Consider the following 23,000-nt stretch of genomic DNA (forward strand, 5'->3'; position numbering starts at 1 on the left):
TGGTGCTTAATCAACCAAAATATCCTCATAATTTGGCAATGCAGTACAACGGCATCGAATGGGTTCACCTGGATGTCCACCTGTAGGTGGATCATCCCATCGAAAGGTTTTACCTTGCTTATGCTGATGATCTTTACGTACCCGTTCATCTTTTGCAGTTTGCCAGACATACGTTTCAACACCCATGGAGAGCTGACGCGCTTTATTGATCTGGCCATTCACCTTACCCATCTGATCAGCAGCAATCAGCCGAGCACGTGAATCTGTGCTTTGTCCTAATTGGGCAATTGCCTTGGCTAGATCTTCATTGGTCTGCCCTGTTTGAAAGGCATTCATCACCAGTGCTTCAAGCTTGTCCACATACTGATTTGGAATAGACTTGATCAGGGCCACGTTTGCCGCAATGTTAGTATCCACAACGTCCTGAATGTCAGAAGCCCGATAAAACGGCGTAAGATCCACACCAATGATCGATTTGGTATGCTCTGCAATCTGGGCATCTACTTCCTTTTGTGAATCTTGCACCACTTTAGTTGCCAGTGGTCGAGAAACCTGCGTGGTGTACTTCACCAGCTTCTCACGAAGTTTGACAAAGATATCTGTAATCCAGCTATCCCCGATATTCTGACCAACAGTGGGCAGTACGATTTCCTTGGTTTGATCCTGACAGTATTTTGAAATAACCAGAAGCTGGCGCGTGTAGTACAGCTCAAGACGGCGATTCACTTTTACAGATCTTGGCTTGGTTGCGTTACGGCCCCGCTTACGCTTATTCGCTTCCTGCAGGTGGGGTTTTAACATCTGGATTATTGTTGTCATCAATACTCACCATAAGTTCCAGTTCCTTGATGTGCTGGTCATCAATCACCGAGTAAACGCCATCAATCACAAGCTGTTTGGCAATCTGAGGCTCAGTCAAAATACCCATATTGAGATACTTCTCATCACGCTCAGCATTAAATTTCTCAACCTCAGCCCGTATCTTTCCATTAAGTTGCCAGAGCGGATTAAAGACCACGTTCAGATCGGGAAACTGGCGACCAAATGTAACCTGACAGATCACGGCGAGAAACTTCATTAAAATAGGTTTAAGGTGCCATTCCTGCTTTGTGGCAATACTGTCGTAATAGTTACGTGTATCGTGCTCACCGGTGGCATTCATACCGGCTGGCGACTGACCAAACAGAATCGTGTAAGGAATTTCAGCAGCACCCGCCGTTTGAATTGAAAACTCACTCATCAAGTCAGGTAGTCCGGCAAAGTTATACGTCTTCGAGTCGTATTCTTCATCTTTGTCGAGTACCAGCATGCCGTTCAGGCTTTTGAGTAAACCCACGCTTAGAAAACGCTCAGCAACTGCCTTCATATCTTCTTTGATTTTATCGACCAGATTTGGCGTCCTGATCACATCAATCTTGGATTCATGGACCAGACTGGCAGAACCTTTTTTCACCGCTGCATGATCAAGCAGATCCTCATAAATTTCCTGTAAAATGCTTTGCGGTTCTTCATTCACCACATCGGCATAGCGGAATGCAATCAGGCGCGTGTAGTGAATCTTCTTCGCTGCTTTCCCGTCATTTAACCGCAGATCATAAAACTCAGGCTGCTTAAGCAATCCATTCGACTCAGATAAAGGTAGATAAGTATTTTTATCTGCTCTCAGATATTTCTTTTTGAGCACAGTGAAGAATTCAAGCCGTCCAGTTCCGAGCTTAGTGATATCCAAGGGTTGATTCAGATTATTACCATCAGTGGTACCCAGCAAAACGTAAGCTTCACCGTATAACCGGGATAGAATCAAACCAGACAGCAAGATGTCATTAAGACGGAATTTCTTGCACGCCTCCTGAAGCTTCTTTAAATCACCATCCTGAATGCCTTCATAAAACCAGCCGGCACGCAGCATGTCGCTTGCTGGGCGGTTCACAATACGTTTTGCCAGCCAGTGCTGATACACGGCTTCAAGCTGATCATCGGGTATATCACGGCGAACAAAGTGCCCATGGGCCGCTTTATCTCTCGATGTGCCAATATTTGACACAAAATTGGTATATGCCCCTGCGTCGCCGATTGCATCGGGCTTTTGAGTCTCAGCCATAATTTTTCCTAATCAAATACAGTCGGCTTTTTGGCCACAGTGTCATTGATTGCGTCAATTGTTGGGTCCCACTGGTCGTCATGATCATGTGTCATATCTGCGGTGATTCCTTCAATTTCTTCAATGTAGTTCAGTAGCCACGGCGCTTCTGCTGGTAGCATGACCATTTGGTCTTCGACATAAAACACCACATCCATGGTCCGCGTAAGCTTGTCAGTGCTTCGCTGGATTGCACGAATCGGTAAGGTGGTTTGTCTGGAAATGGTCTGGATCAGCGTGGTACCTGAGGACTTATCCTCAATGGCCATATAACGCAGCTTGCCGATTTCGGTATTGCTTTCCTTGTGCCTGTTAATAAATAACTTGGCTTGCTTGATCAGTTCCGGTGCTTCCCACTTACCACGCTTCACTTCGATGATGTAAAGCTTGCCGTCATACCCCAAACCACCACACAGGAATACAGAGTAATCGTTATGTTCTTTAGTCTTTTGCGCGGTATCGACCCAGATTGCACGCCATTTGAGTACCGGTAGTTTAATGTATCGTCCGAACCACTCAGCCTTGACCAGATCACCGCCCAGCTTTTTCGGTGCCTGTTGGTACTGACTGCTAAATGTATAACGTGAGACCGTAGCGCCGTCTTTGTCCTGACCACCCTTCTCTAACTGTAGTAAGGATTGAAGTGATTCCTTCAATGGCCAGTAACTTTGACGTCCTTTCTCGTCTCGCTCTACATCTCGCGGTACCTTACGACGTATATGCTCAGGCAGTGTATTGATATAAGCATCATCAATCAGTGCTGGTATCGAGATCTGATGCCAGTTCCCTGGTACATTACCGGTCATCACAAAGTTGGTCGGATCTTCAACGTGTAAACGCTGCATGATCAGGATGATCGGTGTAGATGACTTGGCTTTACGGGAGTTGACCGTATTTAGTATCTTTCGGTTTGCCTTGTTACGTGCCGTTTTACTAAATGCATCCTCAGGCTTGAGCGGATCGTCCAGGATAATCGCACCGGTAAATCCGGTATCAGCCAGTGTGCCAGCACGGCGGCCCGTAACCTGACCACCCATCGAGGCACTGTATACATGCCCCGCTTCATATCCATCTACAGTGGTTTTCCAGCTTGCCTTTGCATCAGTACTGGTCGATATCTTCACAGGCCATAAGCCCTGAAAATCCTCTGACTTTACGATGTTCCGCGCCGTGGATGACACATCCTCAACGAGCGATTGAGAAAATGACAAATACAGAAATCTTGAGCGCTGGTTCCGCGCAATGCCACGTGCAATCAGATTAGTCAGTAACTCGGTTTTACCGCTACCAGGTGGAACGTTAATAACCAGATTATCAATCCGGCCTGCAATCACCTCATCAATCGCCCAGGCGATGTATTCATGATGCCAATTGACTGAAAACTTAAAACCCATGCGGGGCATAAAAAAACGCCGTGTAAAGAACAAATGTTCTTGCTCACATTTCTCACGTTCCAACTGTATTTCAAGCAGGCTAGTACTTACCTTCGAGTTCATTTAACACCTGCCTTATCTGCTCAGGCGTTGCAACAACATGGGTGACTGGTTCGGGATTGAGTGGATCTCCCCCTGCGCCAGTAAGTTGAGTTTTGTTTGTATACTTCCCGCCTACATCCTCTGCCGCTTGCCGCAAAATATTTAAAGCGGCTACCCTGTTTTTACTGTGCTTCTGGTATTGATTTTCTAAGCGCTGTAACCGCACAGCTAAATTTGCGATTGGGATTGTTTCTGGTTTTGCCAGAAAATCTTTACGTGTGGCTTCAAATTCCGCTTTAAATTCAGCGCTCAAATCCTTACCAGCTCGTTTTGTTGGATCATAAGTCTCAACTTGTTGTCTTGTTACATCAGTATTAAATTCTTCCTTGACGAGCACCACTGTTTCTTGAGGTGTGTTAAAGACAGCAAGTGACCGAACAATAAAGAGTTTTTGCTTTTTATTTAGTGTTGCCATTTCTCTCTATCCGTCAAGGTACGTCAAGGTAAATGAGCAAAAAAAAGAGCCCGAAGACTCTACTTAATCAAACACGTCCCACAACTTGCAGCTATATTCTTTTCTGATACAAACGGCGCCTGCTTTGCGACTTCAACAAGACGCTTAATGTCATCACTCGCGCCCCAGCGCTTCACAACGCCAACGAACTCTTCTACGTCGTGGCCCGCCAAGTAATGCTTAGGCAGACCAGTGTGGTCGCTATAGACAATTTCACCGTCTCCATCACGCTCAACACCAATATGATAAAGCTCATGTTCAATCAGAGCACAAAACTCTCGATCAGTCGCTTGCTCGCAAAAGCTGGCATCAATCGTAATGAGATAAACAGGTACAAAGCCAAACCAATCCCGCATCTGTTGTTCTTGCCGTGCCTTTTTCCACCCACCTTGGTTGAACATGACTTTCTCACATTGCCCCAACACCATGCGCTTAGCCCGTGTAAATGCAGATGATGCCCAAGCAAAGGCTAGAAATGTTTCGTCATCGTGAAGTAGCTCAGCGATATGGTCATGATCCGGGTTATGTAGCTCACCGCCCAGCGTTAAGAAATTTGTTATTACCCATTCTTTTAGATCTGGTGCAGCGATCAAACGAATCGCTTCTTCTTCCTCAGCTTGATCAATAAAGTCAGTCTGGGGAAATGGTCTGATCTGGTCCATTGGGCGTCTGCCTTTTTAATCTTTTGAGCCATGAAAAGCCGAAGTTTGATTCGATCTGTAATGGGCCATCTTCATGAATTTTATATATTGGAGCTGATTCTATTCTCACTACGGTGTAACCCATATCGGCAGCAACATCATAACGATCAATGCTCCAAGCTTTGTTTTTAAGCTTACCCTTACGTCCACCAGACCATGGTCCGCCGGATATCTCCACTAAAATCTTGTGTTCAATTAGATGGAAATCAAAACGCCAATGCTTTGTAGATATGAATTGAAATTTCTTCTCGTATTTGATGCCGAGTATTTGTAAGGATTTTTCAAAGTCTTCTTCGGCTTCCTTGTAGCTAATTTTAGCCTTAGGCAGCGGTCTGGTTCTTGGCTTAGTTTTTAACGGCGCTTTTTTAGTTTTGGATTTATATGTGTCTATTTCCATTATTAACCTAAATTTAAAAAACCGTCATTTAGACGGCTTTTCATAACAATGAAACAATTAAGCTTTAATCATGGTTTTTTCCAAAAACATACTCTAAGGTTAAATTCAAACTTCAATAAAAATGCAATAACAATCAAGATAATTCCTACAATAATAAAAACTATATCAAATCGGTAAAACAACAAAGAAAATGAAGATAATGCAAACAATATCAACAAGTAAAAGACAAATATGCCTAAAGTCTCATCCATGTTTTCCCCCAAAAACACTATTAGAAACAGGGTGATAAACTACGCTCGGATTCATGTTAAAACAAGATATTTAGATTATTGTTTTTTGCGAATGATTTACATATGTTAAACTGAAATTCCTGTATCTATTATTAAGAAATTTTTAATATTTTTATTTTCCTTTAACATAAAGATTTTAGAAATATTTGCTACGAAGTCTTCAAGAAAAAACCCCGCTAAATATCGATATTCAGCGGGGTTTCCTCTGCCGTAATCTGTTCGGCTAGTAACTCAAATGTCCTATTGCGAGCGGGATTAAAACAAAAAAAGCCCATCAAATGATGAGCTTTTTTTCAATCTAGCAACTTGCTTAACTGACTTTTCAAATATGCCAAATAGAGATTTCGATCTTCATAATTTGGTATTCCAAAAACCCAGAAAGCATAACTCTTAGATCTAAACTTAAATTTAACATTAACAGTTTTGACTTCGATAATTGCCTTTTCTTTGCGCATCTCCACAAATAGCTTTAAAACTAAGGCAAAAAATTTAAGCTTATTATCTATTTCATATTCCGACGGTTTATATTGCTCCAGTGCTACGGCAAATATTAGCTCACACCACTCATAACCATCTTCATCATCCATTCAGTCTCATTTGATTATTTAAAATAGATAACGGAATTGACTTATAGCACAGTACATACTCTTTAAGTGCTTTTTAGGTCAATATAAAAAATAATCCACTAAATAACAATAAAGCCCGCAATTAGCGAGCTTTAATCATTGGTCATTTACTTACACTTCGACCACTGTAAGGTAAAAATAACACTTGCCTTGATCAAGGTCAAGAGCTATCAGCGTAAAGCCATCTCTGTACTTTTATGCTTTACGGAACGAACACTCAAAGGTTGCTGATGAACACGTTCTCTGGCCTTCCAAAGATCATAACTGGTTTGCATACCTAACCAGAGATCAGCACGTCCACCGTTTTCAACGCCTAACCATTCTTCAATACGTAATGCCATCTCAGGAGAAATTGCGGAAGTCCCATTAAGCACTCGTGACAACGTAACTCTAGATACACCCAATTGATTCGCTGCTTCTGTAACAGTCAAATTAAACGCAGGTAATACATCTTCACGTAAAGTTTCACCAGGATGTGGCGGATTAAACATTTGACCCATGATATACCTCTCTTAATGATAGTCCTGATAGTCAACTAATACAGCATCACCATGATCAAAATAGAACGTTAAACGCCAGTTTCCATTCACTGAAATAGAATAATGACCGTCAACATCCTGCTTTTTAGGGTTTTTCCCCTGTAATAGATGTAAACCCCAACCTGGCAAATTCATATCATCTGGACAAGATGCAACATTAAGCTGATGTAATTGTCTGGCTAATCGGTTTTTATGAGCAGGTTGTATTCCTGCTGTAGAACCAGATTCAAAGAATTTTTTTAATCCTTTATGCCGAAACGATTTAATCATGACTACTTCCTGTCTTTAATTAATTGTATCGTGTAACGTTACAATTTACAAGTAAGTATGTTTAGGAAAATACCGCTACCCAAACCGTGCTGCAAATACTTTCACTTTTCTTAACTCATCAGGCTTCTTAAACAATATACCCAACTTCATTAAATTTTCTTGGGTTAATAAGCGATTGCCACGTATACAGAAATTTTTCAACTCTTTAAGATTGTGCTCATACTCTTTGAGGTCTTTTATTAGTTTCTTAAATAAATCATTTGGCATACCAGCAGGATTTCTTATCTCCCGATGTATACGTTCAAAATAAACCTTTAACTTTTCTGCCTCATGCCATTGAGCAACTAGATCATATTCATCAATAACAGCGAGTGTAACGGTCTTTGTATCCCGTACATATTGCTTTTTACCCCAGCCTTGACTAAATTCTTCATCGATTTCCTTTTCTTGCTCAGTTTTAAACTGTTCTTCTGTAATCAGCCCTTTCGATGTAATTTTAGCTTTGATCATTTGATTCATCCAATAATCAAAAGCATCATTTTGCAGTGCTTTGATTCCCATTTTAATATCAATAAACGTGAACCTACCTGTCTGCTCCAAGACTTCTTCAAATTGCTGTTGAAGCTCAGGTAACTTATCAAAAATTTCTTTTAAAGCCTGATACTGCTCTGCATGGATTCTTTGAGTATTAAACTCTCGTTCTTTATTGGTAAAATCCACACCAAAATTATTTCTTCCACAAACATGTCCAATAACAATTTCAAATCCATTTGTCAGTTTTACAATATAGCCTTTAAGATGCTTTGTTCCGCACTGGGCAATTCCGCATTTAATGCGTTCCTTAAACTGATAGTGTCCAACGAGATCTTTGATCCTAACGCCATTCTCATTTTGAGAAATATGAACAGAATCAATAAAGTTCGGTCTAGATGTTATTTCTTCAAAATTATGGATTAATTTAAATTGTTGAGCCGACATTTTATTACCCTCTTATCAAACCGTACCTTTCACATAACGAATGAATGAATACCGTACATGGAGTGCGGCCAACCCACAGCGAACATCATATTTCGCATCCATCACCGTACGGTTTTCCGTTTTAAGCTCTGCCCATGATCTATCATGGAAATAACGGCTAATGATCACCTGCATCCACTCAAGTGTCGTTTCACTGTCTGTACCATTAATAATATCCAGTACTAAACGTTGTACGGCACGAGCTTCATTATCGTTAATCTGACACGACACTTTGTGACGTATAGCTTGTTGTACTCCTTGAGCATCACAAAGGTAATAAGCAATAAGTTTAGCTCGATCTTTCTTCTTTACACGTACCTTGGCTTTCTTCATTGCAATAGCAATCGGGCTATCGGAATACTGTCCACCACGACAAGAACGTTGCCACGCTCCACATTGGCGTAACCAATCTGGCAAATCATACTTGCTCCAATCCACCGTCTGCATAATGTGCACTGCTGTATTCATCTCATCACCTAATTTGTTTCAAGTTAAATTTTATAAGCGTTATTGTTTTATGGTTCTGCCTGCTCCTCTACCGATCTAAAACGACAAGTTTCGAGATAATCCAGTACTCGAACTGCACCGCGTTTACCGTGTCGGTTTTTCACTACAATCAGCTCTGTGATTCCCATCGGTTTGGTTGAGTCTTCTGGATCGGTTAGGGGGTTAACAAGGATGATCTGGTCTGCATCTTGCTCGATTTGTCCAGATTCTTTGATATCTGATGCTTTAGGACGTTTGCCCTTCTCTGCCTCACGGTTGAGCTGTACCAGTGCAATGACAGGACATTCAAACTCTTTCGCCATGGATTTTAATTCACGGCTGATGGAACTGACTTCCTGAAAGCGATCTTTCTTGCTCGGGTCTCTGAGCAGTTGTAAATAATCCACGATGATGCAGCCCAATTCCTTGTAACGGCGTTTGGCTCGACGTGCATAGGAACGGACCTCACTCAAGGAGGGTTTCTGTTTCGGTTGTATCCAGATCGGCAGTCGCTGATAGGCCGCTTTGGCATCGGCGTAATCTTTCATCAAGCCGTTGTAGAGTTCGGCATTGTGGATGTTGTGGTAAGGAATTAGCCCTAATGCGCTGATCATACGGTTGGCGAGTGTAGACTGGTCCATCTCGGCTGAAATAAACAATACGCCCTTACCAAACGAACTGGCGGTATCCAATGCCAGCATCTGTGCCAAAGTGGATTTACCACTTCCTGGTCGTCCACCGACCACACAGAAATGCCCCTTTTGCACGGTACCCAGTAATTCATCCAGATGCTTTAGATTAAACTTCACACCCGTGAATTGCTGCTTGTCCTTTGCCTCTGCCTTCTCGATCATTTCGGTGAGTGCCATGTCCAGTGCCGCTTCAAAACTCATGCCCTGATCGCTTTGCTCTTGGTTGTCCACCTGACCCAGTATATTTTCAGCTTCAGCAAACACATCAGGTTGAGTCGTGTCTTGTGCCATGCTCGAAATGCGTTGTCCAAGCCACTCAACTTGTCTGTGTGCTTTGAGTTTTTTAAGCTGGGTGATGTAAGGCTCCATGCTATGAAAACTTGATGGTGCTTCAGCCAACATGATTTTGAGATATTGCTCACCGCCCAATACGTGCAATAGATTTTTAGATTTCAGACGTTGCTCGACCATGACGACATCGTAAGGCTGGTTTTCATTGGCCAGTTCCACAATTGCGTTGTAAATCTGCTTGTGTCGTTCAGGGTAAAAACATCCTTCGTCCAGATCTTGTGCAATCAGCTCGTAGGACAGTGCAAAAGTCATCAGTGCCACCAGAACGCATTGTTCCATTGGGATGTTGTGAATATGAGATTCTGGCATCACCATACTCGATCCTCCACGACCTTGTATTTTGAAAGATCAATGCGTTCAGGTTCGGGTGTCTTTGGTATAAAACGAATCTGTTGTGAATACCCAATAAACCGATCCAGATGTACTGCATCACGACAAATCAATTCGATATCCGTGAACTGTCCTTGAACGTGATGATCTGATTTAGAACATCCCATGACTCCGTTCTTGATCTCTTCAACCGAGTAGCCCTCCCTCAGTCGTGTGAGAATTTTTGATTTACGCTTGTTATCGAGTTTGGTTCGATCATTTTTTCCAAACGTGGTTTTCCAAAATTCAAAAATCTCTTGAATCTCATTTTTGAAATTTTGATTGGCTTGCTCAGGCACAGGTTCGTCGTTAGACGGACATATGTTTTTATTTATGGATTCAGGAATCAGATTAAAGGATTCAGGAATCAGGGCGTTTTGGTCTGAGATAGAAACAGTTTCATAACTGTTATTGTCCTGTTTTAACTGTTCCGATTCGGTATCTGTTATCTGTTCTTGATGGGTTTTAACACCGTTAGTATCAATAGAAATCAAAGACTTATTATAAAATTCAGCCAATTGATCTTTATTTAACAGATGTGGCTTACCCACGATAGTTTTGTTTTTAGGGTTACGATCATAGACAGTATAGAGCCCATCCTGGTCTGGTAACTCGCTATCTTTCTCTAATCCGTGTGGCGTCTGATGTTTTACAAAATTTACAATCTGGATAATATCGATACCATCAATGTTGTATAACTCGATAAATCCGTACTTGGAAATGTTGGATAACTGTTCCGAAACGTTTATATCATCCGCAGGGAAAAGTGACATTTTGATCTTTTTCGGTCTGTTCTCTAAACGACCTTCTCGATCTGCTAATGTCCACAAGCCTATAAATAACAATCTAGCTTCACAGGAAAGTTCGACAATATCCTCATTCATAAAGAATGAAGGTTTGATATTACGGGATCTGGCCATTAAAGCTCCCCCTTTGCTTTCATCTTTTTAATCACAGCATCTTCAAAACGCTGAATCAGTCGATATTGGTCATGGTTGCGTTGTAGGTCTTCTACCGCTTCGGCTGCTGACCAACTGGTTTGTTCAAAGTCTTTTTGTACGCCTAAGGCTTGCTCCAGGGCATTACGGGTTTCACGGTAATGATCAATGGCATCACCATAGCGGTCTTCAGCACGTTCTTCTGCTGTACGTTCATATTCGTGATCTTGAAAATTGTACTGTTCATCAAATTCTGTTAAATTATGAGTGTTCATATTGACCTCGCTTAGTGTGGTTAATACGCCGCTTCTTGTTACTGCAAGAGGCGGTTTTTTTATGGGTGTACACATGACTGCACCTGTTGATTCAGTTCAGATAGTGCTTTGTGCATCTCATGGATGACTCTGGCCATATCCAGTGCTTCGCCTTGGGTAATTCGCCCATCGGCCATCATTTCTTTAAACAGTGCTGATATATCGCCCTTCTTGATGCCTATGCATAGGAAGGTATCCATCAGACTGGTATCTCGCTGGCTCTCGGGTATGTCTGGCAGGTCAATTGCCACCTTTCCGAGTCGTGCACACATTTCCTGCAATATCCGATAGTCCCCTGTAATCTCCATCAGCTTGACTGCCTCGAGCAATGTAATGTGATGGGTATGTGTGTTTGGGTTGACCTTGCTATTGAGCACCGCAGGGCTTTTGATGCCTAAACGTGATGCAAGTGCAGATGCACCACCCAGAAAGTCGTGAACGGTGTGATAGGCAGCATCTAATATGTTCATGGCGGGTTCCTTTGAACGTGTTTATTAGATGGGTGCTGACATAAGATTGGATTTATGGTTAGGACGTAATTCAATCCAAATATCTTCGTAATCATCTGGAAATAAATCTTTGCGAGTGCATAGACCTTTATCTTCAGCAATTACAGCTAAGCGGATTTTGCGATCTCTGGGAATTGCTTTCCATCCACTTACGGATGCAGCGGTGATACCTAAAAATCTAGCAACAGCAGTTACACCACCTAAAAGCTCAATAAATTGATCATCAGTCATGTTGATCTCCTAATTTTATTGCCTCAATTATTAGGTATTCCTTATATTTTATCAATAGGAATACCTTATTTATTTTATGTTAGGATTTCCTAATAGACTAGGTAAGATCATGAAAACATTAGCTGAACGACTTAAATATGCGATGGAAATTTTGCCACCTAAGAAAATCAAGGGTGTCGAACTTGCTCGTGTAGTTGGAGTTAAACCACCATCTGTCAGCGATTGGCTTTCAGGTAAATCTAGATCTATGGAAGGTGAAAATTTACTAAGAGCAGCCAAATTTTTAGATGTAAATCCAGTCTGGCTAGCTACTGGTACAGGTAAACCCAAAACCACAACCGAAGATGGTTCTAATTTATTTTTGATAGAAGAACCTAATTCTGTAGAAATTCCAAATCAGGATATTCGTCAATTAGTTGATTCATTGCTGCTTTTAGATTCAAAAGGAAGACTTTCTCCAGAATTAATTAAAGCAATAAGAGCTACTATCGATATATCAATAAACTCATTAAATAACTGAAAATGTGCTTTATCTCTTAATATATTTTGGAGGAATTATGTCTGAAACTGAAGCTATAGCAAAAATGTCAGAGATCTTATCAAATGATATCTTTCCTTATTTCCGTTGGAACTCTATCGGTGCAAAAAATCTTAATTGGGACTGTGTAAAACTTACAGAACATAAAAAAGAAAAGACTAAAACACATCCAGCTGATGTTGTCTTTTGGTATAATGACCCATATACCGACAATACCATTTATATGCATACAGATTTAAAAAGCTACGGGAAAAAAACGATTGCTAGCAAAGATTTTACTTCAGTTTTAAAAAGTTTAGCCCAACAAATAGAGTGTGCAGAAATTAGTGATTCTTGGAAAGAAAAATATTTAAAGGAAAACTCAAATTACATCATCAACGGATTGCTGTTTGTTTACAATCATGATAATGATGCTGATTTATCTCTCATTAATAAGCTTTCTTCTGTGAAAGCTACATCCATTCAATTACCAGTCAGTAAAAATATTTTTGTGTTAGATCCTATTGATATTGGTTGGTTAGTAGATATTGGCAATGGTATAAGTAATTTACTTAGTAAGTCTAAAATAGAAAAAGATTATTGTTTTTTTTATCCACAAAAAACTTTCCAAGGTGTTGATGGTTTTGAGGAAAGTGCAACTATAGAATTATTAAAATCAAATGTAATAATTCTTAAATCTTCAAAAGAAACAAGATCACAACAATTGAAAGTATTCTATCGTGGTCGTGGAGAAACAACTGAAGAATTTCAATATTTATTAGATTATTTTAGACACAATCAATTTCTTGAATATAAAGAAGATACTATAGAAATATTTTTTTCAAAAAATGTTGATAAAAATGCAGCCAACTTATTTGATAAAAGTAGACATGAATACATCGAACGATATACAAAAAATCAGGAAACATTAACTTTTTGTATAAATTCTATCTCGCTTAATGGTTTAGATCATATAGATAAAAGTCAGACATTTAATGAAAATATTATTGGTATGGGGGATTAAGTATGAAATATTTGAAATTTGATAGTCTAGTTATATCTGATCGCGATATTATAGACCTTCTGGATGCTCAAAAAGGAAAAATATCTAAAGAAAAGCTATTAGACTTTTTGCAAGAAAGAGGAATTTTCTGTTCAGAAAATGAAACTCGAAATGCATTACATGAAAGAATTGCTGCTTTGAGTATAGATTGGTTTTTAATTGAAGATATATTAAGTCTAGCAGCATCAAAAGAAAATTTTCAAAAAGTTACTGCTACGAATTTCACCCTACCTAAAGCCGATGCTCTTGAAACCACACTTGAAAATTTAAAATCTCAACTTAGTAATAAGGATTTTATTGTTGATAAATTAAAAAACGGCAATTATGAAATTCAATATAAAGTTGACAAAATTGAAAAAAATAACGCAAGACTAATTCAAAGAACTAGTAAAGATGAAAAAATCTCTATTAACTTGGATGGTGATCAAGCTACTATTGTTAATACAGTAGGCGAAGGAACAGATACCGTAGTCCAAACTTTTTTTAATGAATTAGAACGTAACTCTAAGACAGAAATAAAAAACACTAGCATTAATTTTTCATCTATAATTGATAACACTATAATAAATAAATATTTCCTTGATCTAATAAAAATTGATGCCAAAAAATATAAGGTTATTGATGTAATAAAATTAAAATTAAATAAATTTAACTCTAATGTAAGTGAAGAACTTGAATTAGAAGATGTCGATATTACTGATGAACTTAATTCCGATCCAGATAAACAAAAAGATGAATTAGATAAGGAAGATATTAAATCTGCACTTATATCAGGCTCATCACTATTGGCAAGCAATCTATTTAAGGTACTGTCTAATAAAGGCTATTTTATCAGTAGTATTGCTTGGTTAGTATTAGAAAAGACTGGTGAGAAACGGAAAATTGAGTATAGTTCGGGTTTTACAGATCCAGACAAAAGAGATATTTTTACATTTGAAAGTAAGGGTTTTTTTGAAATCAACTCGGCAACTCAAGATTACAAAAAAAATAGAACCACATGGAAAAGTAATCAGAGGAAAATGATAGAGTTTGCTTTTCAAAAGTATGCCTTTAGTCTTTTTCAAACAGTAATAGAAAAAGTTGATAGTAATGAGGGCTCTAATGAATAAATACAAATTATTTAAATTTGAAAGTTCTTTAAGTTTTCATGAATTAAAAGATCGTCTCGTAGATAATAATAATTATCATGATTCTTCATTTGATTTAAAAACAATCCGCCTTACAGATAAGGAACTTTGCTTTAATTTCGTAGAAAATAAGCTAATGGAGACATATTTATTAGATGTTTATGGTAATCAACAACTTATCAAATATCTTCAAGTTGATAGTTTTGAATTTCAAATTATTCTAAAAGATAAGGATATATTCTTATTAATTATTAATGCACCTAGAAGCTTAAAGATTTTTAAACAAACTATTGCTGAAATATTAGATTATCAAATTTCTATAACTGATATACAAATTAATCCAATCGAATGGATCGAAAGGTTAGAGTTTTCGTCTGAACACTCATTTGAAATTCACTCACTTGAAATTAAAGATATCATTTTTAATTCAAGTACAAATGGTTCTATGACCATAAAAAGTCAAATCGATCTAAGAAAAACCTATGAAAATAATGTTAAATCTAATAATTATAAAATTTGTAAAGCTCTGATTATAAATGATTCCTACTTTAAAGGGCGATTTATTTTAAGTAAGGATGCATCTTTTCAGTTAGATTGCATGAATTCAAAAGCATTAATTGACCTATTATTGATAAATTTATAAATATTTATTAAAAATTAGGTTTACCTATTGACTTAAATATTAGGTATGCCTAATATTTATCTCACAGACAACAAAAAGCACCCCTGCCTTCGAACTCATGGGTGCTTTGCAAAACTGCGAGATAAGTATGAACACAAAATCCAATCGATTCAACTATTCAGCTGTAACACTGCTTACAGCGTGTACGATTGTCGCAGGCATGACACTAGCCTGTCATCCTGCTGCATCACCAGTCGTACCTAGCCACTACACCACTGCCCCAAGCGTTTACGGTGTAAAAGACATCAAACTCACCTCTAAAGATACTGGCATCGCCACCATCCGACTAGATGACTTCATCCTAAAAGCAAACTTCCAGTTTGAAACCCATCCAGACAGCTACGGCGTAGTGGGTTCAGATTTTACAGCGGTCAATATTATCAACCTGTATGACATTGAGATCAGTGACCTCAAAGGTAATAAATACCGTGATTTCACCAATTACGAAGACCATCTCAACATCAATAATTTAATTGCGACATACGTCGAAAATAACAAACTTACAGAGGTATAAGAATATGAACGCGAAATTACCAGTATTGACCATTACAACTGAGCAGCTTAGGAAATTTGAACGAGAGAGAGACAGCATAGTTTTTGATGTTCAAAGTACAAGTGACATTCTCGACCAGATGAGCACACTTTTCAGCCTTATTGCTAAGGCATCAGAAGGAGAGAATCCTTCAATTTACCAAATCAAAAATTTGGCTCGTCTCGGACACTATACGTGCGATGGTTGGTCAGGCGTAATTGAAAGTATCGAAAGTCATATTAAAGAAATTTCCCCACTCAATTCTACAAATATCTAAAACAAATATTAGAAGGAATATCACTATGAACGCTATCGCTAAATTTACTTCAACCAATCCTAATGGTTTGGCTTTATTGAAACAAAATCAGGCATGGCTTGAGGCTTGTTTAGAAAATGAAAATGTTTGCCACTACTTTGCCATTCAAATTAAAGGCAAAGAAAGCTATCCATTTGGAGCAGAAGATCGACCTTTCTTCGATTTAGAGAAAGCTCAAATATACTTAGAACATTTGCAAGCAACCAATCCTAATATTAACTATTTTATTAGCTCAGGCGCATTTGATACTGATGCATTTGATTTTGACGATGAAAATTTACCAATGTGGCATCGAGTATGGCTCAATAAACATCAGTATCGAATTATCAAATTACAGATACTCAAGATGACAGATTCAGAATTATCCCAACTTATTAGCAATTATAATGAAATAAAGATATGGCAAGAAGAGCATAATACGAAAGAAATTTGTCATTGCTATACGGCCCAATCATTTGATGACTCAAATGGAGATATTTCAATTTCTTCTCAGTTTACCACCAATCTTATGACAGCACTTTCAGCAAAAATTTATTTTGAAAAAACAATGTCTAATAGGAATTTCAGAGTCATATGCGGCCTTATGACAACTGAACAAGTAATGGGGATGGATGGTAAAGTGAATGAAGAGTTGCAAGATTTCATCGATCAACACAAGGCCCGCCTGCAATCCCTTAGCAAGGAGTCAGCAGCATGAGCAACCTAATTGACTTTACCCCGATGAAGAAATCCACGGCGACTGAAAAGTTGCCACGGATTAACCTGAATGATCCAGAAGTACGGGCTGAGATTGGTCAGGCAGATCGACTAGTGAGTTATGACATTAACGCCATGAGCATAGAAGAACTACGCGACCATGCACGTTACTTCATTGTCATGCGACATAAAGTCTTGCTCAGTCGATCACAGCAAAGTCGGGCCTTTTCTCAAATTATACGTTTGATGAATGCATTTCTGGAACGTCGCCGCAAGGAAGAACTAGGCAAATACCATACTTCCAACAAACTGGATACTGCAGCGAAAGCAAAATCACAGGTATTTGCAGAGATCATGGACGTGCTGCCTGAAATTGCAGGCTCAACCATGGCAAGAGAGTTCTCATGAGTTTTCGTTACTCATCACGCTACCGCACGCTCATCGTGTTCGGTAGCAAAATGAACCATTGCTTTGACAATGTTAATGCATCTGAGATTAACCAGTTAATCTTGGATGCCAAATTTAAAGAAGCGTGCTGGAGAGGGTAAAACGATCTGGAGCTGCGATATTCTACATGAGTGACCATATTGCTGACCCTCTACGGCCACTCTTGAGAACATTGCAGTATTTGGGGAAATTTTGAAAGGTTAGGTTATGGGTAAATATATATTTGTTGTTGAAGCAGAAAAACCACCTCAGGTGTTTATCAATGAAGTCATTCCAAATATCGGCAAAGTCATTGAAATGAAAGCTGAGGAATTACCCAAGAGAGTTGATGCAGCCTGGCTGCAAGAGCGGTTTTCTATTTCGCGCAAGGCCTTAATAGAAAAGTTGCGGATTTTTAACAAAGGGACCGATACCAAACATTTATACGACCCCAAAGAAGTCATGCCAATTCTCGAAAACTTGCATGTGACCAATAAGCGTGGTGCAAGACGTAAAAATTAAGGGAGCGATTGCTCCCTTTTCTTATTATGAAGCATTCATCATTCTGGCAATATCCGAGGCCGTAGGATTGTAGTATGTATTGATCAGGGTTCTGATATCCCGATGCCCAGTAACCTTGGCCAGAATCTCGACAGGCAGCTTACGTTTGTTTACGAGTCTGGTGATCGCTTCGTGCCGTGTATCATGGAAATGAACCAGATTGTGCAGCTCTGTTTTTCCAACCGCTCTTTGCCAGCACAACCGAAAAGAATTACTGGTATGTGGAATTAATTTAACGCGATCGGCATGAGGTAACAGATCCAGCAGTGCTCTGGCTTCTGTCGAAAGTGGCACATTACGTGAATCACCATTTTTAGTCATTGGCAGATGTATGTAATCGGGGTAAATATTGTTGCAGGTAATGCCGATAATTTCCCCTTTCCTCATGGCGGTTTCAATCGCAAAAAGAAAGGCCCAGGCAACATACTGTCGGGGTGTTTTGGGCGTGGTACCTGCTTTATAGTTGAGAGCCTCAAGTATGGTCTCGATTTCACTCTGACTGATTAATCGATTACGAGCGGGTGGCTTGGCCGGTTTGATCACTTGCGCAAATGGATTCTCTTTGAGCATAAACAGTTCATTTTTTGCATAGTTAAAAACCGAAGTATAAAGACACATCTGCCGGTGCACGGTTCCTGCTGCAACTTCCTGTAGTCGCTTATCTCGCCAGTTTCTTACGTCAATCGCTTCGATGTCATATATTGATTTTTCGGCAAGATCGCCAAAGTACTTTTTAAAGGTTTTGATTTTTAGCTGTTGCTGAATATAAGACTTGCCCCTTTTCTTGCATCCCACCTCGTCATAGTATTTCTGAAAAAGTGCATGGAATGAAAAGTAAGCTTTTCTTTCTATCGATTTCTGGGGATCATATTCCGCTTTCATTTCCAATAAACGAATGGCTGCCCACTGTTCACATTCCCGAGCGGTATCTCTGGTGGCGGTATCACGAAGATTTTTATAACGAACTTGGATTCGCCAAGCATTGCCGCGTTTCACTGGTTTTTGCATAAAATCACCTTGGTGTCGTAGCAGCACCAACGACAAAAACCAAGTAAAAACTTGGTGTCCACTTGGTGCTAAAACGGAAATAATAAGGTGTTTTTGACGCAAATTTTGAGGATTTTGCACCCTCAAGCTGACCAATTTGGCATTAAAAACTTAGGTTCTATTCCAATTCTAGCTACTTAAACTATTGATATTTAAGTATTAAAATTTGGTAGGCATATCCAGACTCGAACTGGAGACCTCTACGATGTCAACGTAGCGCTCTAACCAACTGAGCTATACGCCTAAGTGGTTGCAATAATATTCAGTTTTATTTGTGATGACAAGTGTTTTCTACACTATTGAGTTCAAATGAACAGTCTTTAAGCAATTGTTTGAATTTTATATAATCTTTGTCTGAATATTGCTCTAAAAAATGAATTTTTGCATACAGTTTTGTCACATCAGTAAAAGGTTGCTTGTTATTTGCATGTGCAGATAAACGTAACATCCATACTTTAAATGTTTCTGATTTTTGTTTCTTCATGGATGGCGACATTTTTCTTTGAAAACGACTAATCTGATACTCGATAAAAGAAGATTGCCCTCTTCTTTTATACGCGACATAAATACCATAAACAATGACCAGACCACAGATACTCAAAAGCATAATTACGATTGCTGAATAAACAGATCGAATTCCTAGTTTTGAGAAAAAACTTTTTTGTTGATCAACATTATAACCAATAACTTTGCTTTGCCATTGATATTGCAAATAATCACTCCAAACCCTAAAACTTTGAATCAAATGAAAATTCTGTTGTTTCCAAAATAAATGTTGCTCACTACCCCAAATTCTTCTGTCTTCCTGAAGATAATATTGCATGCCATGCTCAAGTCGTGCGGGTGCAATTGCAGCTGTAGGATCTATTCTGTGCCAAGAATCATCAATCAATACTTCTGCCCATGCGTGTGCATCTAGCTGACGCACTTCCAGACTTTGTGCATCAGGCGCTAATTGGCCGCCTTGGTAACCGATAACCACTCGTGCAGGAATACCCGCATAGCGCATCAGCAATACAAAGCTTGAAGCATAATGCTCACAAAATCCATTTCGTGTTTGAAAAAGAAATTGATCTGTTCTATTCCCATTTAATTGTTCAGGTGACAGGGTGTAAATGAAGTCTTGCTGTCTATACCAGTCGAGTATGTTTTTTACATAGCGCGCTGGATCAGCATCACTTTGTTTCAAAATTTGTTGTGCCAGCGCCTGAGTCTTGGGTTCTTGTCCTGTGTTTATCTGCAAAGATTGTTGTAGATCTTGCTTATTAGTATCAACAATACTTTTTTGAAATCTCAGCCAATACAAGGTAACAGGTTGATTATTTTGAACCAAATGTTTCCTTTTTATACTTCCATCGATATAAGTTTGATAAGCGGTATCATCTGAAATGGATGATTCTAAAGACATAATCCATGGCTGATCTTTAGTTGCTGGCAAATATTGATATTTCACTCCCGCTATCTCTGGTACATGATAATCAACTGGTCTCTGATTGTGAGAACTTCTTGTCCATACCCGCCCATCGTAATTGTCTAGAATCATTGCACGCCAATACATATGATCGGGTTGCGGTAGTTGACTCAAATCTCCAATTACTCGAAATGCCAAAGCCGAAGATTGTGATAATTGTGCGATATCTCCAGGCGACATTTGGTCACTCATTCCTGTAATGGCATGATTTGCTGAAATAGGTACATGCCACAAAGGAGGTAATCGAGGAAAGAAAATAAATAAAGTAATAAAAAATGGAATGGCTACCATCAAAAGTTTTAATACATGTCGTATATCATGTTGCAATGAGATTTGATCAGTTTTTTCACTCTTAAAGTTTTTGGTCTGGATTCTATACAACCCTATAAAGCAAAAAACTAGACAAATTAACACCATACACAGCATTAGAAAAGACTGGCTATGTAAAAAAAGGCTGGCACTTACGAATAAGCCAAAATTAAAGATAATCAAAAAATCTCGTGTATTTTTACTTTCTAGACTCTTTGCAAACAGGCAGGTCGTGAGCAATGCAACACCCGCATCAACACCTAAAAAGCTTTTAAAATTCAGATAAATAAGAATGAGGCTAAAAAGTACAAAACAGATTAATATGATTTTATGGACAGCTGTAAAATGTTTTTGGCGATGACGCCAGCCAATTAAAAAAAGTATGCCTCCCCACACCACATTCAAAGTTAATGGCATATATGTCCACTGAGCTATCCAGATAGATCCCAGTAGCGGAATCAGTAGAAAATACAAAGATGCTATCATATTAAGCCTGTGCCAATAACTTTCGGGCTAAAATGCTGTGTGCTTCATTTAAATCAGATTCAAGTTGCTGTTTTGGTAAATACAGACTAAAAGGTCTTTGTTGTTGCTCACATAACTCAATTAAAGCCATCATCCAGCATAACTTTTGTTCATGATCACCACATGGTATTCGCGCATAATCGATCTCAATAACATGCTGATCTCTCTGGTTTTCAAATACTTTGATGAATAATCCTTGTCCGCGTGCCATATGTTTCCATGAAACAGCCTGTAAGGAATCGCCCTCCTGAAAAGCTCTCAATTCACGGAATTCTTCTATCTCGTCATGGCTTACATAGGCTAAATATTGTTGTTCAAGCATTAGAGCTAATGCTTGTGGAGCAATCCAAATCTCTTGCTGAATAGAAAGATAACTCCATGCTCGTACTAAACCAAAGGGATATGTTGAAAAAATCTGGATTCTTGGAAGTTCAAACTTACCGCGTTTGGATGCTTCTAATACTAATTCGATTTGTTGCTGCTTTTGATCTACGCGTATCTGATAAAGCTGATTCTGGGCTTTTATCTGTAAGTAACGAGACATTGGCTCTTGTTGCTTAATTAAAATTTTAATTATCACGTCCTGTCCCAACTCACCAACCTCGGGGCAGTAAATTTCAATCTGAAGCTGGTGAAGCTGCTTAAATGTTAAATAAAAACTGGTACAAAGAACGGCGCTAATGAGAAAGCAAAAACCTAGAATCAAATTATTTGCATAATTGATACCAGCGACAAAAGTGATGAGAATTAAAATCAGATATAAAAATCCCTGTTGATGAACAAAAATAAGAATTTCACGTTGCCCTAACGTTTTTAAATGAGCAACCTCGAATCTTTGGGCAAACCATTTTTGAAACTGAAATTGCATCTGTTCTTGGCTCCCATCTAGAGTACCTCTACCATTTCCAATTGTTTGAATGCATCTTTGTCTGTTACGTTCATTCGATGTGCTGTCACAGCAACGAATACACGTTGTATATCATCTGTAATGACATAACTGCGTTTTTCAATAAAAGCATAGGCTTGTGCAGCAATTTTTATGGCCAATACGCCACGGGTAGATAACCCATGTTTCTGTGTACGCGTTTGTTCAGCAAGATTAAGTAAATATTCCAGCACAGCTTCACTCAAATAAACCTGTTTGATCCACTGTTGTAATTCAATAATTTCTGTAGCATTAAAAACTGGTTGAATTTGAGCAATAAGTTCTTGTCTGGATTCTTGCAACAAAAGGCGCTTTTCTGCACTGCGGGATGGATAGCCAAGTGATAACCGCATCAAAAAACGGTCAAGCTGTGATTCTGGCAATGCATAAGTACCACTTTGAAAGAGAGGATTTTGTGTCGCAATGACCCAAAAAGGTTGTGGCAATACATATCGGACACCATCTACCGTCACAGCCCCCTCTTCCATTGCCTCAAGCAAAGCACTTTGGGTTTTGGGACTACAACGATTAATTTCATCTGCAAGAAGAATCTGAGTAAAAATCGGTCCACGTTTAAACTCAAACACATGATCTTTCTGATTAAACATATTAATGCCAAGCACATCACTGGCCAGCATATCGTTCGTAAACTGAATACGACCAAAATTAAGTCCCGCTAAACGTGACAAAGCGCTTGCTAGTGTGGTTTTCCCCAAGCCTGGTAAATCTTCAAATAGAACATGGCCACCTGCAAGTAAACATGCTAAGGCAAGCTTGGTTTGCTGCTCTTTATCTAATATCAAGACATTAATTTCTTGTAAAAATAGCTCAATTTGAGCAGAGTAACGAAATATCAATTCCTCAACTTTTTGCATATCTTGATTATTGGAATGTGCTTTCGTTTCCTTCTTATTCCACATCACAATCCCTCAAATAAAAAACGG

General features: G+C 39.0%; 28 protein-coding genes, 1 tRNA gene and 1 pseudogene. 9 read left to right on the forward strand and 21 right to left on the reverse strand.

What is annotated here, in order from left to right; genetic code table 11:
• Window positions 1–6: 6 nt before the first annotated feature.
• From F952_RS11700 to F952_RS11775, 16 genes are all read right to left on the reverse strand, one after another.
• Entirely contained in the window at window positions 7–819 is an 813-nt protein-coding gene (locus F952_RS11700) for a phage head morphogenesis protein (RefSeq protein WP_004927724.1), read from the reverse strand.
• A complete protein-coding gene (locus F952_RS11705) occupies window positions 770–2,101 on the reverse strand; it encodes a DUF1073 domain-containing protein (protein WP_004927726.1) in 1,332 nt (443 codons plus the stop codon). Before F952_RS11705 ends, F952_RS11700 begins: the two co-directional genes overlap by 50 nt.
• A gap of 8 nt (window positions 2,102–2,109) precedes the next feature.
• Window positions 2,110–3,636 carry a phage terminase large subunit gene (gene terL, locus F952_RS11710; RefSeq protein ID WP_004927727.1) on the reverse strand — a complete coding sequence of 509 codons (1,527 nt, stop codon included), beginning with the start codon at window positions 3,634–3,636 and terminating at the stop codon, window positions 2,110–2,112.
• Window positions 3,614–4,090, reverse strand: coding sequence for a DUF2280 domain-containing protein (locus F952_RS11715; protein ID WP_004927729.1), 477 nt, complete (start codon window positions 4,088–4,090; stop codon window positions 3,614–3,616). The genes terL and F952_RS11715 overlap by 23 nt, the downstream gene beginning before the upstream one ends.
• Window positions 4,091–4,149: 59 nt before the next feature.
• Window positions 4,150–4,791: a putative metallopeptidase gene (locus F952_RS11720; RefSeq protein WP_004927732.1), complete on the reverse strand. Its 642-nt coding sequence runs from the start codon at window positions 4,789–4,791 to the stop codon at window positions 4,150–4,152.
• A complete protein-coding gene (locus F952_RS11725) occupies window positions 4,760–5,227 on the reverse strand; it encodes a hypothetical protein (protein ID WP_004927734.1) in 468 nt (155 codons plus the stop codon). Before F952_RS11725 ends, F952_RS11720 begins: the two co-directional genes overlap by 32 nt.
• A 583-nt stretch (window positions 5,228–5,810) precedes the next feature.
• Window positions 5,811–6,104, reverse strand: a complete 294-nt coding sequence (locus tag F952_RS11730; RefSeq protein WP_004927736.1) for a hypothetical protein — start codon at window positions 6,102–6,104, stop codon at window positions 5,811–5,813.
• A 209-nt stretch (window positions 6,105–6,313) separates the two neighbouring features.
• Window positions 6,314–6,643, reverse strand: coding sequence for a HigA family addiction module antitoxin (locus F952_RS11735; protein ID WP_004927738.1), 330 nt, complete (start codon window positions 6,641–6,643; stop codon window positions 6,314–6,316).
• A gap of 12 nt (window positions 6,644–6,655) precedes the next feature.
• The gene (locus F952_RS11740; RefSeq protein ID WP_004927741.1) at window positions 6,656–6,952 is read right to left on the reverse strand and encodes a type II toxin-antitoxin system RelE/ParE family toxin; all 297 of its coding nucleotides are present in this window, start codon (window positions 6,950–6,952) and stop codon (window positions 6,656–6,658) included.
• 75 nt (window positions 6,953–7,027) lie between these two features.
• Window positions 7,028–7,930 carry a hypothetical protein gene (locus F952_RS11745; RefSeq protein ID WP_004927743.1) on the reverse strand — a complete coding sequence of 301 codons (903 nt, stop codon included), beginning with the start codon at window positions 7,928–7,930 and terminating at the stop codon, window positions 7,028–7,030.
• Window positions 7,931–7,945: 15 nt separating this feature from the next.
• Window positions 7,946–8,437, reverse strand: coding sequence for a hypothetical protein (locus tag F952_RS11750; protein ID WP_004927744.1), 492 nt, complete (start codon window positions 8,435–8,437; stop codon window positions 7,946–7,948).
• Between the two features lie 47 nt (window positions 8,438–8,484).
• Window positions 8,485–9,813 (reverse strand): replicative DNA helicase, encoded by a 1,329-nt coding sequence (locus F952_RS11755; RefSeq protein ID WP_004927745.1) that lies wholly within the window; start codon window positions 9,811–9,813, stop codon window positions 8,485–8,487.
• Window positions 9,807–10,787 carry a hypothetical protein gene (locus F952_RS11760; protein WP_004927748.1) on the reverse strand — a complete coding sequence of 327 codons (981 nt, stop codon included), beginning with the start codon at window positions 10,785–10,787 and terminating at the stop codon, window positions 9,807–9,809. The genes F952_RS11755 and F952_RS11760 overlap by 7 nt, the downstream gene beginning before the upstream one ends.
• A complete protein-coding gene (locus tag F952_RS11765) occupies window positions 10,787–11,080 on the reverse strand; it encodes a hypothetical protein (protein ID WP_004927751.1) in 294 nt (97 codons plus the stop codon). The genes F952_RS11760 and F952_RS11765 overlap by 1 nt, the downstream gene beginning before the upstream one ends.
• Window positions 11,081–11,139: 59 nt before the next feature.
• The gene (locus F952_RS11770) at window positions 11,140–11,589 is read right to left on the reverse strand and encodes a phage regulatory CII family protein (RefSeq protein ID WP_004927752.1); all 450 of its coding nucleotides are present in this window, start codon (window positions 11,587–11,589) and stop codon (window positions 11,140–11,142) included.
• A 24-nt stretch (window positions 11,590–11,613) separates the two neighbouring features.
• The gene (locus F952_RS11775) at window positions 11,614–11,859 is read right to left on the reverse strand and encodes a Cro/CI family transcriptional regulator (protein WP_004927754.1); all 246 of its coding nucleotides are present in this window, start codon (window positions 11,857–11,859) and stop codon (window positions 11,614–11,616) included.
• 109 nt (window positions 11,860–11,968) lie between these two features.
• Here F952_RS11775 and F952_RS17060 point away from each other — a divergent pair.
• The 9 genes and pseudogenes from F952_RS17060 to F952_RS11820 all read left to right on the forward strand — a co-directional run.
• Window positions 11,969–12,232: pseudogene (locus F952_RS17060) on the forward strand (helix-turn-helix domain-containing protein); the annotation flags it as partial.
• A gap of 184 nt (window positions 12,233–12,416) precedes the next feature.
• The gene (locus F952_RS11785; RefSeq protein WP_004927758.1) at window positions 12,417–13,400 is read left to right on the forward strand and encodes a PD-(D/E)XK nuclease domain-containing protein; all 984 of its coding nucleotides are present in this window, start codon (window positions 12,417–12,419) and stop codon (window positions 13,398–13,400) included.
• A gap of 2 nt (window positions 13,401–13,402) precedes the next feature.
• On the forward strand, window positions 13,403–14,548 hold the full coding sequence (locus F952_RS11790) for a hypothetical protein (RefSeq protein WP_004927760.1): 1,146 nt from the start codon (window positions 13,403–13,405) through the stop codon (window positions 14,546–14,548).
• Window positions 14,541–15,209: a hypothetical protein gene (locus F952_RS11795; protein ID WP_004927761.1), complete on the forward strand. Its 669-nt coding sequence runs from the start codon at window positions 14,541–14,543 to the stop codon at window positions 15,207–15,209. The genes F952_RS11790 and F952_RS11795 overlap by 8 nt, the downstream gene beginning before the upstream one ends.
• Window positions 15,210–15,336: 127 nt before the next feature.
• Window positions 15,337–15,762, forward strand: a complete 426-nt coding sequence (locus tag F952_RS11800; RefSeq protein ID WP_004927763.1) for a hypothetical protein — start codon at window positions 15,337–15,339, stop codon at window positions 15,760–15,762.
• Window positions 15,763–15,766: 4 nt separating this feature from the next.
• Entirely contained in the window at window positions 15,767–16,057 is a 291-nt protein-coding gene (locus F952_RS11805) for a hypothetical protein (RefSeq protein WP_004927764.1), read from the forward strand.
• A 25-nt stretch (window positions 16,058–16,082) separates the two neighbouring features.
• Complete coding sequence (locus F952_RS11810) at window positions 16,083–16,793, forward strand: hypothetical protein (RefSeq protein ID WP_004927765.1); 711 nt, start codon at window positions 16,083–16,085, stop codon at window positions 16,791–16,793.
• Window positions 16,790–17,200: a hypothetical protein gene (locus F952_RS11815; RefSeq protein WP_004927766.1), complete on the forward strand. Its 411-nt coding sequence runs from the start codon at window positions 16,790–16,792 to the stop codon at window positions 17,198–17,200. Before F952_RS11810 ends, F952_RS11815 begins: the two co-directional genes overlap by 4 nt.
• Window positions 17,201–17,446: 246 nt before the next feature.
• Complete coding sequence (locus F952_RS11820; RefSeq protein WP_004927767.1) at window positions 17,447–17,740, forward strand: hypothetical protein; 294 nt, start codon at window positions 17,447–17,449, stop codon at window positions 17,738–17,740.
• 24 nt (window positions 17,741–17,764) lie between these two features.
• Here F952_RS11820 and F952_RS11825 read toward each other — a convergent pair whose 3' ends face one another.
• The 5 genes from F952_RS11825 to F952_RS11845 form a co-directional block, all read right to left on the reverse strand.
• On the reverse strand, window positions 17,765–18,787 hold the full coding sequence (locus F952_RS11825; RefSeq protein ID WP_004927768.1) for a tyrosine-type recombinase/integrase: 1,023 nt from the start codon (window positions 18,785–18,787) through the stop codon (window positions 17,765–17,767).
• A 206-nt stretch (window positions 18,788–18,993) separates the two neighbouring features.
• Window positions 18,994–19,070, reverse strand: a tRNA-Val gene (locus F952_RS11830).
• Between the two features lie 24 nt (window positions 19,071–19,094).
• The gene (locus tag F952_RS11835) at window positions 19,095–21,092 is read right to left on the reverse strand and encodes a transglutaminase TgpA family protein (RefSeq protein WP_004927770.1); all 1,998 of its coding nucleotides are present in this window, start codon (window positions 21,090–21,092) and stop codon (window positions 19,095–19,097) included.
• Between the two features lies 1 nt (window position 21,093).
• Window positions 21,094–21,999, reverse strand: coding sequence for a DUF58 domain-containing protein (locus F952_RS11840; RefSeq protein WP_004927771.1), 906 nt, complete (start codon window positions 21,997–21,999; stop codon window positions 21,094–21,096).
• 17 nt (window positions 22,000–22,016) lie between these two features.
• Window positions 22,017–22,976 (reverse strand): AAA family ATPase, encoded by a 960-nt coding sequence (locus tag F952_RS11845; protein WP_004927772.1) that lies wholly within the window; start codon window positions 22,974–22,976, stop codon window positions 22,017–22,019.
• Window positions 22,977–23,000: the final 24 nt, after the last annotated feature.

Source organism: Acinetobacter baylyi DSM 14961 = CIP 107474 (assembly GCF_000368685.1).
GTDB classification, from domain to species: Bacteria; Pseudomonadota; Gammaproteobacteria; order Pseudomonadales; family Moraxellaceae; genus Acinetobacter; species Acinetobacter baylyi.